Here is a 16050-nt window from a genome sequence, read left to right on the forward strand (position 1 = left end):
ATATAACTAATTCTTTTAAATAGAATACTCAATCAATGTTTTTTTAATTACTTGATAAGCTTCTGACTTTAAGTCTTTTGGAGAAGCAGTAGGTTCTATAATTCCATTGAAATAAACCTTTACCCTTCCTGGGTGACCTTTTGAGCTGTCAAAAGGAAACATTTCCTTAAGCCCGATAAAGGTATAAACAGCAATAGGAGAGTTATGTTTTGATGATAGCATAAAAGCTCCGTCTTTAAAGTCATCCAGAATAATGGAAGTATCATCAGGAACACCACCTTCAGGGAAAATAGCAATGCTGTTACCTTCCTCCATTTTTTCTGCACATCTTCGGTATACATCAGCACGGCTTTTTGCACTTGCTCTGTCTACCATTACGCATATCCTTTGATAAATAGTTCCGAAAATTGGAATCTTAACAAGTTCCTTTTTCCCAACAAAACAAATCGGGTGGTGCGGAAAAAGAATGCAGGTTAGCATGATATCCATAATCGAAGTGTGGTTCGAGATGAAAACGTATTCTTTGTTTCTGTCTTTTTCTTGCTCAGAAAGCTTAATAAGGTCATACCGGAAGCCCATGCCGTAAAACATGCCGAAACACCATAACCGGATAAATTTATAAGCGTATTTATAATGTTTCTTACTAAAAGATAAAATATAAACGGGGATCCCAAGAGTGGTTGTTAGAACAAATGCTAATAACAACAGCCAAAATCTCCAGAGATAATTTAAAATTTTTGTCACAGTTTAACCGTTAAAAATTACTTTCTTCTTTACCGAATAATTAAGAATGGAAACCAACAGGATTGCTGCAATCTTGCTGATCATTTCCGGACTCAAGGTATAAAAAATTAAATTGATATTATCTTTAAAAATAAAGCTGTAGAATATCTGGAAGAAACCTAGGCTTAACAACGTGGAGATAAAAGACACCAGCATAAAATAAGCAAACTCTTTCTTCTTCGAATGTTTTCCTCTTTCAAAAACAAACCAGATGCTCAGAAAATAGTTGGTGATAATTCCACAGCTGGTAGAGAAAATATTACTTAAAGGATAGTGTATACCATGAAAGTTAGTTTCTTTTGCAAAGAAGTGAGGCAGGTAAGTACTGAATATTTTAAAGCTGCCAATTTCAACAATTGCGCTTAGTCCTCCGGCAATAATGAAGAACAAAACCTGTTTCTGGCGTATAAGTATTTCTTTCATTTAATTAATATAAAAACTGAAAATATATCTTATATTGTATTGGGTTTTAGAATGTTTTATAAGTGAAACAATCAATAGTCCCTGCGATCCTATGTATTCATAATGGTTTTCAATTATTTCAAATCAGGATACTTTACAATATGAATATGCAAATTTATAACTATATGTTAAACACTGAAAAAAGTTGTTAAAATATTTTTTTAAATAAAAATTATTTCTAATTTTAATAAGCGGAATGATGTTACTACAACCTGATAATAAATTCATTTTCAAATCCTTGTGATAATGGTTTTTCTATCTTGTAATGCCTATTTGAAAGCATACTACTCTAATTTTTTATGACCAATTATTAATAATATTTGTATGAAAAGTCAAAACAAATACAGAAAATTCCAGCTTCAACAGAAAAATATTGAAGCTCTTGAAAAAGAAAACTCCCGCTTCAAACGAGTGTATTCTGAGTACGAAAATATGTCTAATGAACTTTGGAATCTTGAAAATTCCAATGGCGAACCTGTTCCCGATGATTTTATCAATGCCATGGTGCTGCAGGCATCTTATCTGGAAGATGAAATTGAAGATTGGCTTCTGCAATTCAATGATAAAAAAACTGAAATTAAACATTAATGATTTTAGACAGCTTCCAGGTTGTTTTAAACGCTAATTGAAGATAAATTCATAATTTAGCATCCTTAAATTAAAATCTAAAATATGGTTGCTATTGTAGATAGTGGTTCTACTAAATCGGATTGGGTAATACTTGATGATTTCAAAAAGGTTTTTCTGAAAACTGAAACCATCGGTTTCAATCCGAATTTTATTAACAGAGAACTTATCACTCCTGAAATACAGAAGAACAGCAATCTGATATTGGTTAAAAATTCAATTACCAAAGTTTTTTTCTATGGCTCCGGATGTGGTGTGGAAAAAAACCGAGAAACCATAGAAATCGAGCTTAAAAAAGTATTTGATAAAGCCGAAATTATTGTAAAAGAAGACCTGATGGCTGCTGCTTATGCCGCCTATAAAGGAAAACCTGCAATTGTGTGCATTTTAGGCACAGGATCAAACTCATGTTATTTTGATGGTAAAGATGTGAAGATTGAATTACCATCCCTTGGATTCCTGATGGGAGATGAGGGAAGCGGAAGTGCGATCGGAAAACAGCTCGTGCGCAGATATTTCATGAAAAAACTTCCGGCAGATCTTCATCTAGAATTTGAAACAGACTATAAACTTACTATAGAAGATGCATTGAAAAACATGTATCACGCTCCAAGACCAAATGCCTATTTGGCTGATTTCAATAAATTTGTTGTGGAAAGAAAGGATCATCCTTACTTTGTAAACATGGTTTTTGAAGAAATGAAAAGCTTCTTCGAATATCAGGTTATGCCTTATCAAGAGGCCAATGACGCTGAAATCAACTTTATTGGCTCCATTGCTTATTATTATGAAAATATTTTACGCTCTGTAGCTGAAGAACTTAATTTAAATGTGGGACATGTAGTTCAGAAACCAATTGAAAGCTTAGTAGATTACCACATTAAATATATACTCTAACAAAAAATAAAACTTATGTCAAGTAACAACAATCGCGACGAAAAGAACTTTAGTCAGGCCGCGTTAGATTATCATAAAGCAGAACCCAAAGGGAAAATCGAAGTTATACCATCCAAACCACACTCATCTCAGAGAGATCTGTCATTAGCATATTCTCCGGGAGTAGCAGTTCCTTGTATGGAAATTCACGATAAGCCGGAAACTGTTTACGATTATACAGGAAAAGGAAATCTGGTAGCTGTAATTTCTAACGGTACTGCCGTACTTGGATTAGGGGATATTGGAGCAGAAGCATCAAAACCGGTGATGGAAGGAAAAGGTCTTTTGTTCAAAATTTTTGCTGATATCAATGTTTTTGATATTGAGATTGATGAAAAAGATCCTGATAAATTCATTGAAATCGTAAAAGGAATTGCTCCTACATTCGGAGGAATCAACCTGGAAGATATTAAAGCTCCGGAAGCATTTTATATAGAACAAAAACTAAAAGAGGAATTGAATATTCCTTTAATGCACGATGATCAGCATGGAACCGCAATTATTTCTGCGGCTGCATTGATCAACTCTTTACAGATCGCCAATAAAGATATTGATAAAGTGAAAATGGTGGTGAATGGAGCAGGAGCTGCTGCAATCGCCTGTACAAAGCTTTATATTTCATTAGGACTGAAAAAAGAAAATGTCCTGATGTGTGACAGTAAAGGGGTAATCAATCATAAGAGAGAGAACCTTACTCCTGAAAAATTAGATTTCATTGCTCAGACAGATATTGAAACATTAGAAGATGCTGTAAAAGGATCTGATGTTTTTGTAGGATTATCCAAAGGAAATGTAATGAATCCTGAAATGTTGTTAAGCATGAACGAAAATCCTATCGTGTTTGCTTTAGCGAATCCGGATCCGGAAATTGCTTACGACCTTGCTCTTTCTACACGTAAAGATGTAATCATGGCAACAGGAAGAAGTGATTTTCCTAACCAGGTAAACAACGTATTAGGTTTCCCTTATATCTTCCGTGGCGCATTAGACGTTCAGGCTACAGGAATTAATGAAGAAATGAAGCTTGCAGCAGTACACGCTATTGCTGATTTAGCAAAAGAACCTGTGCCGGAAGCTGTAATTCTTGCTTATAACGTTCAGAACCTTCAGTTCGGAAGAGAATATTTTATTCCAAAACCATTTGATAACAGACTGATCACAAAAGTATCAAGTGCTGTAGCGAAAGCTGCCATGGAAAGTGGTGTTGCTAGAAAGCAGATTGCTGACTTTGAAGAGTATGAGCATCAGCTTCTGGACAGAATGGGTAGAGATGAAAGATTGGTAAGAATGATGCAGAGCCGTGCAAAATCCAATCCGAAAAGAATTACCCTTGGAAATGCTGAAGAATATAACGTATTAAAAGCAGCACAGATTCTTTATGAAGAAGGAATTGCATACCCAAGTCTTTTAGGAGATAAAAAATACATCAAGGAACAGATGGAACGTTACGGGATGAACCTGGATATTCCAATCATTGATCCAAGTGATGATGATCAGAAAGAAAACAGAAAAAAATATAGAGAAACCCTTTGGAAACTTCGTCAGAGAAAAGGAATGAACGAGTACAAGGCTAAAAGATATGTTCGTCAGAGAGATTATTTCGGACCTTTGATGCTGAAGCACGGAGATACTGATGGTCTTATCGTTGGGTTCTCTAAAAACTATGCCTCAGTTCTTCGTCCTGTTTTAGAAGTTATTGAAAAAGATAAAGGAGTAGATAAAGTAGCAGCAATGATGATGATCCTGTCTGAAAAGAAACCTATTTTCTTCGCAGATACCTCTATCAATCAGAATCCGACAGCTGAAGATCTAGTGAATATTGCTAAAATGGCAGAATTTACAGTGAAATCTTTTGCAATCGAACCTAGAATTGCAATGCTTGGATTTGAAAACTTTGCAGCCATTTCTGAAACTTCCAAAAAAGTGGCAAAAGCTGTAAGTATCCTTCATGAGAAGTATCCTAAGATGATTGTTGATGGTGAAATTCAGCCGGATTTTGCTATGAATGCAGATCACCTGAGCGATTATCCTTTCTCAAAACTGGGAACAACTCCAGCAAATACATTCATCTTCCCGAATCTTGAAAGTGCCAACCTTTCTTACAAAATTCTAAGAGGAATGAAAGTAGCACAGGTGATCGGACCAATCCTTATGGGATTAAAGCAACCTGTACATGTTCTTCAGATGCGTTCCAGCGTAGATGAGATCGTGAATCTTGCTACCATTGCTGTTCTTGATGCACAAAGAAGAGAAAAGAAATAACATAACAAAATTGATATGCCTGCATATCATAAAGGTGAAATAAAACCAGACGAGTATTTGTCTGGTTTTATTTTTTATATATTATGAGTGAAAATTTGTGTTAAATGATAAAAGAATGCCTGAAATTCTGGTTTTTTAAGAATTAATTAGGTTTATATTTTTATCTTTCTGATGTTTCAATTTTAAATTATTAAGCTTTTTACATGGCTGAAAATGTAAAATATTTAATAATATTTGATTTATAATGAATGATTGCTGTTTTTTTTAAGGTAATTGTATTATTTAATATCTTTGAGTTAATAAAAACACAAACGAACTAAAGAACACAGAGTACAAATGCATGAAAAAAGATATCCAGATGTGTAATATAATTCTATTGCCAATGCATAATCATTGATTTGCTCCTATTCCCGACTTAATCGGAATATGCTTTTTTGATATTCAGTAGAGTATAACCACTGTGAAATTTTTTGCTTTAATGAAATAACAGATAATTTTTATTCTGTTAAAGATTTGTATTGTTTTTTGGGTAGTTTACCTTTTAAGAAACACTATGAAAAAAAAGAAGTTGTTACAAATGAGCTCTCTGTTGTCCCTTTTAGCATGCTCCCTATGCTTTGCGCAAAAAATTAATCTTAAATCCCACGAGCTGTCTGTTAATGGATATGTCCGAACAGGTTTTGGATGGTCAGACGGTGGTCAGATGGTAAATTTTACAACACCGGATAATGTACATAAATTTAGAATGGGGAATGAAGCTAATCATTACGGAGAACTTCAGTTCAATTATCGATACAAAGACAAGGATTCTGTGGACCTGTACGAAGTCACGTATATGATGGCGAAATTTATTCCTTTTGGGAGTGATGCATATAAGCAATTTCCGGAAACAGCACAGCTCTACGGTAAAATAAATAAAGTTGTAAAAAATGCAAACTTATGGGTAGGGAAAAGATATTATGATCGTAGAAATGTGGAGTCCCTGGATTATTTTTGGATTAATTCTGCACAAAATTCACAAATAGGATTAGGATTAGAAAATTATCAGATTAAAAACTCGGGAAATATGAATCTGGCATTCATAAGATTTAAATATGGAAATAATGATGCCCATTCCTATGTTACAGACTTCAGATACCTGGATATTCCTGTTTCCGAACATTCCAAACTGAATCTTTTAGGGCAATACAGCATAAAAACACGAAATGACATTAGCAACACTCCAAGATCTGCAGGATATGCTTTGGGGGGATGGTGGACGTATTCCAAAAAGAACATCAGTAATACTTCTACCCTTATTTTTCGAAAGGGAAGCTCAATTACTGAAAGTCCTTATTCAGGAAAGACAATATCAGAAAATGAAGGCAATACCATTACCTATAATCTTGATAAAGCAAATTCATTTGATGTGATTAATAATTTTGTGTATGATGATAAACAAAGACATGCAGTGCAAGCTTCACTTACCTATCAGTACAGAGATTTTGGAATTGGTAATACCGACGATATGAAAAATATTCTGGATAATAAAGTGTCCAAAAACTTTTTTAGTGTAGGTTTTCGCTATCAGTACTATATCAACAAGCATTTTAATCTCGCATTAGAAGCGGGTAATGACTATATGAAAAATAATCGATCAGGAGTAGAAGGCAGTTTACAGAAAGTTACATTTTCGCCGCAGATCTCCTGGGATTATGGCTATTATTCAAGACCTGTCTTAAGGCCGTTTATTACCTATGCACATTGGTCGGATGACTTTACCGGAAGTACAGGCGTTTCGGACTTCAATACAAGACTTATCAGCAAAAATAATGGAGTATCATTTGGCCTTCAGTTGGAAATATGGTGGTAACAAATTTAAAGACATCTTCAAAGTCAATTCCAAATTGACGAAATTCTGATTTTTGAGATCTTATATTCTTATAACAGATTGATTGAATATCACTTCAAAATTTAAGTTAAAAATCATTCTTGCATGAAATGAAAATATTAATTAGTTTAAATTACTATATTTGGGAGTTTTAAAAATTAATAATGATATTTTCTTTACAAGGCAATGTTCAAGAACTTACGCCTACTTACGCTGTAATTAATGTACAAGGGGTTGGTTACTACGTGGGTATCAGCTTAATGACCTCACAAATGCTGGTTTTGAATCAGCAGACCTTTTTATATATCCAGCAGATCATTCGTGAAGATGCCCATCTTCTTTTTGGATTTAACACTCGTTCAGAAAAAGAAATGTTCAATCTGTTAATAAGCGTTAATGGGGTGGGAGCAGTTTCTGCGCTTATTCTATTGTCTACTTTGAGCCTTGATGAGATTGCTTCAGCGGTACTTTCTAAGAATAGTGCGCTGATTCAGAAAGCTAAAGGTATCGGAGCAAAAACAGCAGAAAGAATTATTGTGGATCTTAAAGATAAGGTACAGAAATTCAGTGGTCCGGGAGAGACTATTTCATCAATGGTGGATAATAAAATTAAGGATGAAGCGTTATCTGCATTAGAAGTTTTAGGAATTCCTAAGAGAACCAGCGAGAAGATAGCAGATAGAATATTAAAGCAGAATCCTGACTTCTCGGTTGAAGAATTGGTTAAACAAATTTTAAAAAACATTTAACATTTGGTGGCGAATAATAAGCATTTTAAAATATTTTTGTTCCTGTCGTTCCTCTTTATGTCTGTAAGTGCCTTTGCACAGCAGGCGAAAGACACCACGATCATACGAAAGCAATACGAAGTAGCAGACCCCACAAGGTATGAGGCTTATTTCGATATAAAAACCGGGATGTATTATGTATATCCCAAAATTGGAAATACCATTACCGGTCCTCCTACTGCCATGTCTCCCGAAGAGTATAAAGAATATGTACTCGCTCTCCAGACTAGGGCATATTATAAGGAGAAATCGGAAAAATATAATCTCCTTTTTAGAAAAGACAAAAGTGATGCCAGAAAGAAGGGGCTTATTCCTTCTGTGATGATCAACAATAAGTTGTTCGAAACCCTGTTCGGGGGCAATAAAATTGAGATCATTCCTTCCGGATACGCATCCATCGACTTCGCAGGACTTTACCAGAAAATAGATAACCCGCTGATCCTTCCACAGAACAGGACCAGCTTTACTTTTGATATAGACCAGAGAATTCAGCTTGGATTACTAGGGAAAGTAGGGGAGAATCTTCAGTTAAAAGCCAATTACGATACCCAAAGTGGTTTTGCCTTTGAAAACAGAATGAACCTCGTATGGCAAGCAAAAGGAAGCTGGAAAGACCTGCAGAGCAAAGGACTTGGAAATGTTGACAAACCTAACGCAGGCGGAGAAGATAAAATTATTAAAAGAGTTGAATTCGGTAACGTAAATATGCCGCTTTCAACGAGTCTGATCCGTGGTTCACAATCATTGTTTGGGGTAAAAACAGAATTCCAGCTGGGGAAAACCTTTGGAACTGTAGTCCTTTCCCAGCAACAGGGTGAAGCCCGAAATATTGTTGTACAGGGAGGAGGTGTGATGAACAACTTTAAGGTGAATGCTAATGACTATGAAGAAAATCAACACTATTTTTTAGGACATTACTTCGTAGATAAATATGATAATGCCCTAATCAATTATCCACAGATCAATTCAACCATTAATATCACCAGGCTTGAAGTCTGGGTGCTGGATCAAGGGAATAGTAATTTAGCTTACCAGAAAGGAATCATCGGGATCAGGGATCTTGGAGAAGGGGGAGGAGCTTTTCCGGATAACTCTGTGAATGGATTGTATAACGATATTTCAGCAAAGGCCGGAACAAGAGAAGCCGGTAAAGATTATAATGCTGTTTACCAGGGACAGGTATTTGGAAGTTCACAACCTTACATAAACGGTGAGCATTTTATCTTTAATAGTAAGGCCAGAAAACTAAATTCTAATGAATATACATTTCAGCCCCAATTAGGATATATTTCACTGAACCAGAAACTCAATGACCAGCAGCTTCTGGCTGTTTCATATTCATATACAATGAATGGAAGTAATAAAGTATACAAAGTTGGGGAATTCTCAGAAGAAAGCCCTGTACTGATTACTAAGGTTTTGAAAGTAAACAACAGTGTAGATGTATCTTCTCCGATGTGGGAATTGATGATGAAGAATATTTATTCCTTAGATGCGGGTCAGGTATCTCCTGATGGCTTTATTCTTAATTTATATTATAAAGACCAGAAAACAGGAGGTAAAGTAAATTATCTTCCGGATACTCCTGTAAAAGATTTAAATCTATTGAAATTAATGAATTGGGACCGTCTTAATATGAACGGAGATATTCAGAACAATAAAGATGGTACCAAAGGAGACGGAGTTTTTGACTTTGTGCCCGGAATTACGATCAGACCGGAAACCGGTAAGATTATTTTCACCAAATTGCAGCCTTTCGGTAAGTATATGGAGTCTTTGGTAGGGAATGATCCAATGTATGTTTTTCATGATTTATACGATAAAATAAAACCATTACCCAATCAAAATTCTGTTCCTCAGCGATACACGATAGAAGGTCGTTACAAAGGGGTACAGGGACAGGGTATTTCTCTGGGAGCAGTAAATGTACCTCAGGGATCTGTAAAAGTTTCTGCAAATGGAGTACAGCTTGCCGAAGGGGTAGACTATACTGTAGACTATATGTTGGGGTCGGTAACAATTCTCAATGAAAATATAAAACAGTCCGGACAGGCTATCAATATTTCATTGGAAAATCAGCTTACATTTAATACCCAGAGAAAAAGATTCATGGGATTAAACCTGGAAAGAAGATTCAATGAAAACTTTATTTTGGGTGGAACCGTTATTAATTACTCAGAATCACCACTTACCCAAAAGGTAAACTATGGGCAGGAAGCTGTTAGTAATACAATGGCAGGAATCAACATGATGTATAATAATCAGGCTCCTTATCTTACAAGGTTTACTGATAAACTTCCATTGATCAAAACTGAGGCACCATCCAATATCAACTTTAAGATGGAGGCAGCATACCTTATTCCGGGATTGAATAAAGCAACCAACAGCCAGGCCTATATTGACGATTTTGAACAGACAACATCAAAAATATCTTTAAAGGAACCTGCGGCATGGAGCTTGGCTTCAAGACCTGAAAAAAATACGTCACCTCCTTTTAATATACCTCCAACAAGTGATGATATCACGAGTGGATATGGAAGAGGGCTTTTATCATGGTATAATATCGATCCGAGATTCTGGAATGTTGGGGGAAGACCTCCTGCTGGAATTACTCCACAATCTGTTTCCAACAATGCTTCAAGAAGAGTACTGCTTTCTGAAATTTATAACAACAGAGACTTTGTTGCGGGAGACCAAACCTATACCAATACTTTCGATATCTCCTTCTATCCTAAAGAAAAAGGACCTTATAACGTAAATCCACTTGCAGAGCAGGCTGGCAGCAGATGGGCAGGTATTATGCGCCCAATCAGTGTTCCGAACTTTGTAAGCTCAAACATTGAATATGTTGAATTTTGGATGATGGATCCTTATGCTGATGGTCATCAACTGGGAGATAATCCGAAATTATTATTACACTTAGGAAACGTATCTGAAGATATCCTTAAAGATGGGAAAATGCTGTATGAAAACGGTCTTCCTGCACCGGGAGCTACATCTGCTACCACGGTTTCAAATTGGGGTGTACAGCCAAAACAGCCTCCTATTTTATATGCCTTCTCTACAGAAGGAGACGGAAGAAAAGCTCAGGATGTAGGGTATGACGGTTTAAGCTCAGATCAGGAAGCGATGAGATTCGGGAATACTTTTGTAAACCCGGTAACAAATATTGTTGACCCTGCAGTGGATGACTTTGTCTTTTTTATGTCAGATAAATTTACCGGCACCCAGGCGGCTTCAGTTATTGAGCGTTACAAATACTTCAGAAATCCAGACGGAAACTCAGAAGCAAATTCACTGAGTGTGGCTTCGCAGACTCCGGATGCAGAAGATATTAACAGGGATTATAACCTGGATCAGATTGAAAGCTATAATGAATATCCAATAAAATTAGATCAGGCCAGTCTTTCATTAGGAGCAGAAAATAATATTGTTGACATAAAAACAGTAAAAGCCACTTTCCTGAACGGACAATCAGCTGATGTAAAATGGTACTTATTCAGAATACCAGTTTCCAATTTTGATAAAGCTCAGGGAACTGCTAAGGAAACGGTACTTAATAATGTAAGATTTGCGAGATTATTATTAACAGGCTTTGAAAATACTTCTACACTGAGATTCGGAACAATGGACCTTGTAAGATCAGACTGGAGAAAATATTCTAAGAGTCTTGCTCCTTATTCAAATATACCATTAGATCCAACTCCGAATGAAGGAGTAACAACAGATCCGGAAATAGGACGACTTGAGGTAGGAAGTGTAAATATAGAAGAGAATGCTCTTAATCAGCCGCCATATGTATTGCCTCCTGGAATAGACAGACAGGTATTAAGCGGAAATGCAGGAGCACAGAGACAGAATGAGGCATCATTGTATATGAAAGCTAGGGAGTTGGAAGCTAGTAAAGCTCAAGGGGTATTCAAAAATACAACCCTGGATATGAGAAGATATAAAAAGTTAAAACTTTTTGTACATGCTCACGATCCATTAAATAGAGATATCAATGTAGGGAAAATAGATGAAAAAACTAAATTCTTTATTCGTTTTGGAAATGATGTTACAGATAACTACTACGAATATGAAGCATCTTTAAAGCTTACTTCAACTTCGGCAACAGCTCCTATGGAAATCTGGCCAATGGAAAACGAAGTAAATCTTGATATTCAGAATTTTGTTGACGCAAAAATCCGCAGAGACAAAATGTATGCTGATAAAATTATGCAGCGATTTTTGGATCCGAACTTTGAAGCTGGGGATAATTATAAAAGAATTTATGTTAAGGGACGTCCAAGCTTAGGAAGTGTGACAACTATAATGGTTGGTATTCGAAATGGGCAGGAAAGAAGTTCAGGACCTTCTATTGACAGGATTTTATGGGTGAACGAGATTCGTCTTTCTGATATTGATAATGATGGTGGGTATGCAGGAAACGCAAGCTTAAATTTCAACTTAGGAGATTTTGCAACCGTTAATACCAATGCTTCTTACACCTCAGTAGGGTTTGGAAATATTGATTCAAAACCGGCAGAGAGAACTCAGTCTACGCAGTCAGCATTCAGCATCAATACAGCAGTGAATGTAGACAAACTATTACCGGAGAAAACAGGAGTTAAAATTCCGTTGAACTATTCTTACTCACAGACGATCGAAGATCCGAAGTACAATCCTTTGGATACAGACGTGGAATTCAGTAAGGCTCCAAACAGGGAGCAGCTGAAAAAAGTGGCGAGAACATATACACAGCAAAGAAGTATCGGAGTTGTTAATATGCGTAAAGAAAGAGTAAATCAGAATAAAAAGGCTAAATTTTATGATATTGAAAACGTTTCTGTAACTGCAATATATAATGATGATTATTTCAGGGATATTTATACCAAAAGAAATTACAGACAGTATCTGAGAGGGTATATTGATTACAACTATACCTTCAAACCATGGGTGATAAAACCTTTCAACAAGATGATCAGTGATACAGCAAAATCTACTAAGTATCTGAGATGGGTAAAAGAATTTAATATCAACCCTATCCCAACAAGATTATCCTTCAGAACTGAAATTGACAGGAACTATAACGAACTTGAATTTAGAAATATTGAAGCCATTTTAGGTGGAAATGCGAGCGGCGATATGGAATCGATCCGAAACAGAAACTTCTATTTCGGATGGCAGTATGGTTTAGGATTTAACTTTACAAAATCACTGAAGCTGGAGATCAACTCGGCAACCAGAACCCTTAATGATAACATAGATGTCAATGGGATGGACAATAAAGCGATTTTCGGAAACGTGTTCAGAGCAGGTAGACCGGTATTGTATAATCACAGAGCACAATTGAGCTATAAACTGCCATTCCAGTATCTTCCTTATCTGGACTTTATTGATGCTGAAGTAGGATACGGATTTACTTATAACTGGAATGCAAGAAGTACCGCATTATATGGTGCGGTGAATCCGAATAATAATCAGGTAGAAAGCTTAGGTTCCATCGGGCAGAATACGAATGTCATTCAGGCAACAGCATCAGCTGATATTCCTAAATTCTTCGGACAGTTTAAATATTTTAAAGATATTAATACCAAGCTTCAGAAACGTAAGCAGGAAATGGATTCATTGAATAATGTATATACAAAACAATGGGAAAAGAACAGATATAAGTATAAGCATTATAAATTCAAGAATAAGCTTACTGTGCTTCAAAGTGCAGCATTCTTCCTGACTTCATTCAAGCAGTTGGATGTAAGCTATACCGAAAACAACGGTACAGTACTTCCTGGATTATTGTCAGCTCCCAACTGGTATGGTTCAGGGCAGACATTAGGAGGTCCAACGATCGGATTCTTATTAGGATCTCAGGCAGACATCAGAAGAACAGTTATGGAAAATGGCTGGGTAAGTGGCTCTGAGTTTATGACAGATCCATATGTAAGAATGTCAACCAGAGAATTGCGGGCAAACTTACAGATGATGCCGATGAACGACCTTAGAATCGATCTGAGTGTACTGCATAACTTCAACAGTAACTTCACTCATTCCGGATTCAATTATGTTAATGGAGGCGTTCCTAATCCTGATTTTACTTTTGCAACAGACATGATAACCTATTCAAATTCTACCATGCTTCTTAATTCGTCATTCAAAGATGGTGCAGCAGTATATCAGGCGATCAGAGAGAATGCAATGAAACTTTCACAACAGCTTGGAGGTCCCAATGCCGAAATAGGAAATGATGGATTTGCTAAACATTACAGTATAGCCAATGCTTATGTATTGATCCCGGCATTCAGAGCCGCTCTTGAAGGAAAATCTGTTTCTCCGATAGGAAATCCTAAAAAAGCAGGAATGCCATTACCAAACTGGAGAATTACCTATTCCGGATTAAAGAATATTCCGATCATCAGCGGACAGTTTACGAAGTTTGATATCTCACATGCTTATACCGCAACATATACTGCAACAGGAATTCAAAGTAATATTGATTACCATAGTAACCCTAACGGATATTATCAAACGGTAGATGATGCAGGTAATATTAAAGTGAATAATGGAGATAAGATTAATCCTTATACCTTTTCTCAGGTAGGGTATGTAGAATCCTTCTCACCGCTTCTTGGAGTAGATGTTACCATGAGAAACAATATGCAGTTCGGATTACAGTACAACAAAAACCGAATGATGGTATTAGGATTGGTAAACCATACCCTGACTGAAGATTCCAATACAGAATATGTAGTGAGATTAGGATACATTATCCGAAACTTCAGATTAGGAACAGCCAATATCAGAGGAAGAGGAACAAGAGGAAAAGGAAGTGACCTTAATATCAGAGGAGATATTTCACTAAGAGATAGTAAAACTTCCATTATGAATATCCTCCTGAATGATTCGCAGGTGACAGGAGGACAGAGACTTCTCAATATTAAACTTTCTGCAGATTACAATGTCTCCGAAAGTCTTAACCTGAGAGTCTTCTACGAACAGATGACCTCGAAGTATAAGATCTCTACAGCCTTCCCGCTGTCTACGATCAGAGCTGGTATTTCAGCAACATTTACGTTCGGAGAGTCCGGTGGTGGATTCTAGAAATAACATAAACTTAAAAGTCCTTCAGTTTTGAAGGACTTTTTTTATATCCAATATTTGAAGCTACTATAATTTTGAATACATTTGTAGAAAATAAAAATTAAAAAATGAACACACCATCAGAATTAAAGTACACTAAAGATCACGAATGGATCAAGATCGAAGGTAATGTGGCTACAATCGGTATTACAGACTTCGCTCAGGGAGAACTTGGAGACATCGTTTATGTAGATGTTGATACAGTAGATGATGATCTTAATGGCGGGGACGTTTTCGGAAGTGTGGAGGCAGTAAAAACTGTTTCAGACTTATTCTTACCTATCGCAGGAAAGGTTATCGGGTTCAACTCGGAATTGGAAGATCAGCCGGAACTGTTAAATACAGATCCTTATGGAGACGGATGGATCATCAAATTAGAAATTGCTGATGGGGCAGACCTATCTGAATTGCTTTCTGCAGAAGATTACAAAGCAATCATTGGATAAAATTTTAAAAATATTTAGTAAGATATTGCCCATTTATTGGGCATTTCTTACTTATATGCTTCTCAAGCCCGGAGAAGAGAACCACGAATATTGGTTCATGTTCAACGGTATTGACAAAGTATTGCACTTAAGTATATTTGCAGCCTTAGGGTTCTTATTCATGGCCGCATTTCCTAAGATAAAATTCTCTTACTTTTTCCAGATCATCCTTATGTATGCCTTCCTTACAGAAATTCTCCAGGAAGAGATGGGACTGGGAAGATCCATGGAAACTCTCGATATCGTAGCAGACACCATTGGTTGTCTCATCGGCTATTATACCTATAAGCTATTCATAAAACGATTTTTCTAATTACACTCTTGAAACTGAGAAGACCTTTACAATTCTCAAATGCTTTCAATTTTTAAATTTTTCTATTCTTCACCTTTCACTCTTTCATATATATTCGTTCTCTCCAACTCTAGCATGCTCATACCCTCAAACTCATTGAGGAGCTTAATCCCGCTATCCACTTCTACTCCTCGCGCCCACACACTCCTACACCCAAACCCTTCTACGCTCTAACCCATACTGTGGGGTAACCGTTCCTATCGGGGCTAGGGTAGGGGACCACTTTATAAATGATGAATAATAAATAATAGGTTGGCATCAATTAATATCCTTACCTATTATCCATAAGTGATGGCTTCTATCATTCCCATCCTTTGGAGGGGTGTCAAAAATTCAAAGAATTTTTGACGGGGTGGTAATCTAGTC

At 36.4% G+C, this 16050-nt stretch carries 10 protein-coding genes; 8 read left to right on the forward strand and 2 right to left on the reverse strand.

All coding sequences use genetic code 11. The features are described from left to right. Window positions 1-15: 15 nt before the first annotated feature. Both M2372_RS23910 and M2372_RS23915 read right to left on the reverse strand, forming a co-directional pair. A complete protein-coding gene (locus tag M2372_RS23910) occupies window positions 16-744 on the reverse strand; it encodes a 1-acyl-sn-glycerol-3-phosphate acyltransferase (protein ID WP_123321592.1) in 729 nt (242 codons plus the stop codon). 3 nt (window positions 745-747) lie between these two features. After that, entirely contained in the window at window positions 748-1206 is a 459-nt protein-coding gene (locus M2372_RS23915) for a GtrA family protein (protein ID WP_115973729.1), read from the reverse strand. A gap of 363 nt (window positions 1207-1569) precedes the next feature. On the opposite strand from M2372_RS23915, the gene M2372_RS23920 reads away from it, so the two are divergent. The 8 genes from M2372_RS23920 to M2372_RS23955 all read left to right on the forward strand — a co-directional run bounded on the left by M2372_RS23920 (window position 1570) and on the right by M2372_RS23955 (window position 15645). Then, complete coding sequence (locus M2372_RS23920) at window positions 1570-1833, forward strand: hypothetical protein (RefSeq protein ID WP_115973728.1); 264 nt, start codon at window positions 1570-1572, stop codon at window positions 1831-1833. A gap of 84 nt (window positions 1834-1917) precedes the next feature. Continuing rightward, window positions 1918-2769 (forward strand): BadF/BadG/BcrA/BcrD ATPase family protein, encoded by an 852-nt coding sequence (locus M2372_RS23925; protein ID WP_123321593.1) that lies wholly within the window; start codon window positions 1918-1920, stop codon window positions 2767-2769. Window positions 2770-2784: 15 nt separating this feature from the next. After that, window positions 2785-5070 (forward strand): NADP-dependent malic enzyme, encoded by a 2286-nt coding sequence (locus tag M2372_RS23930; RefSeq protein WP_123321594.1) that lies wholly within the window; start codon window positions 2785-2787, stop codon window positions 5068-5070. A 553-nt stretch (window positions 5071-5623) separates the two neighbouring features. After that, complete coding sequence (locus tag M2372_RS23935) at window positions 5624-6922, forward strand: carbohydrate porin (protein ID WP_123321595.1); 1299 nt, start codon at window positions 5624-5626, stop codon at window positions 6920-6922. Between the two features lie 182 nt (window positions 6923-7104). Beyond that, a complete protein-coding gene (ruvA, locus tag M2372_RS23940) occupies window positions 7105-7689 on the forward strand; it encodes a Holliday junction branch migration protein RuvA (RefSeq protein ID WP_115973724.1) in 585 nt (194 codons plus the stop codon). Between the two features lie 57 nt (window positions 7690-7746). After that, window positions 7747-14808 (forward strand): cell surface protein SprA, encoded by a 7062-nt coding sequence (gene sprA / locus M2372_RS23945; protein ID WP_123321596.1) that lies wholly within the window; start codon window positions 7747-7749, stop codon window positions 14806-14808. Between the two features lie 107 nt (window positions 14809-14915). After that, a complete protein-coding gene (gcvH, locus tag M2372_RS23950; protein ID WP_115973722.1) occupies window positions 14916-15293 on the forward strand; it encodes a glycine cleavage system protein GcvH in 378 nt (125 codons plus the stop codon). 55 nt (window positions 15294-15348) lie between these two features. Beyond that, window positions 15349-15645, forward strand: a complete 297-nt coding sequence (locus M2372_RS23955) for a VanZ family protein (protein WP_409013153.1) — start codon at window positions 15349-15351, stop codon at window positions 15643-15645. Window positions 15646-16050 lie beyond the last annotated feature (405 nt).

The organism is Chryseobacterium sp. BIGb0232 (genome assembly GCF_024810195.1).
Lineage (GTDB): Bacteria > Bacteroidota > Bacteroidia > Flavobacteriales > Weeksellaceae > Chryseobacterium > Chryseobacterium pennae.

Excerpts from the sequence above, each read along its gene's own strand:
- M2372_RS23915 (WP_115973729.1), bottom strand. The coding sequence starts at position 1,206 with ATGAAAGAAATACTTATACGCCAGAAACAGGTTTTGTTCTTCATTATT.
- M2372_RS23920 (WP_115973728.1), top strand. The coding sequence starts at position 1,570 with ATGAAAAGTCAAAACAAATACAGAAAATTCCAGCTTCAACAGAAAAAT.
- M2372_RS23925 (WP_123321593.1), top strand. The coding sequence starts at position 1,918 with ATGGTTGCTATTGTAGATAGTGGTTCTACTAAATCGGATTGGGTAATA.
- M2372_RS23930 (WP_123321594.1), top strand. The coding sequence starts at position 2,785 with ATGTCAAGTAACAACAATCGCGACGAAAAGAACTTTAGTCAGGCCGCG.
- M2372_RS23935 (WP_123321595.1), top strand. The coding sequence starts at position 5,624 with ATGAAAAAAAAGAAGTTGTTACAAATGAGCTCTCTGTTGTCCCTTTTA.
- ruvA (WP_115973724.1), top strand. The coding sequence starts at position 7,105 with ATGATATTTTCTTTACAAGGCAATGTTCAAGAACTTACGCCTACTTAC.
- sprA (WP_123321596.1), top strand. The coding sequence starts at position 7,747 with ATGTCTGTAAGTGCCTTTGCACAGCAGGCGAAAGACACCACGATCATA.
- gcvH (WP_115973722.1), top strand. The coding sequence starts at position 14,916 with ATGAACACACCATCAGAATTAAAGTACACTAAAGATCACGAATGGATC.
- M2372_RS23955 (WP_409013153.1), top strand. The coding sequence starts at position 15,349 with ATGCTTCTCAAGCCCGGAGAAGAGAACCACGAATATTGGTTCATGTTC.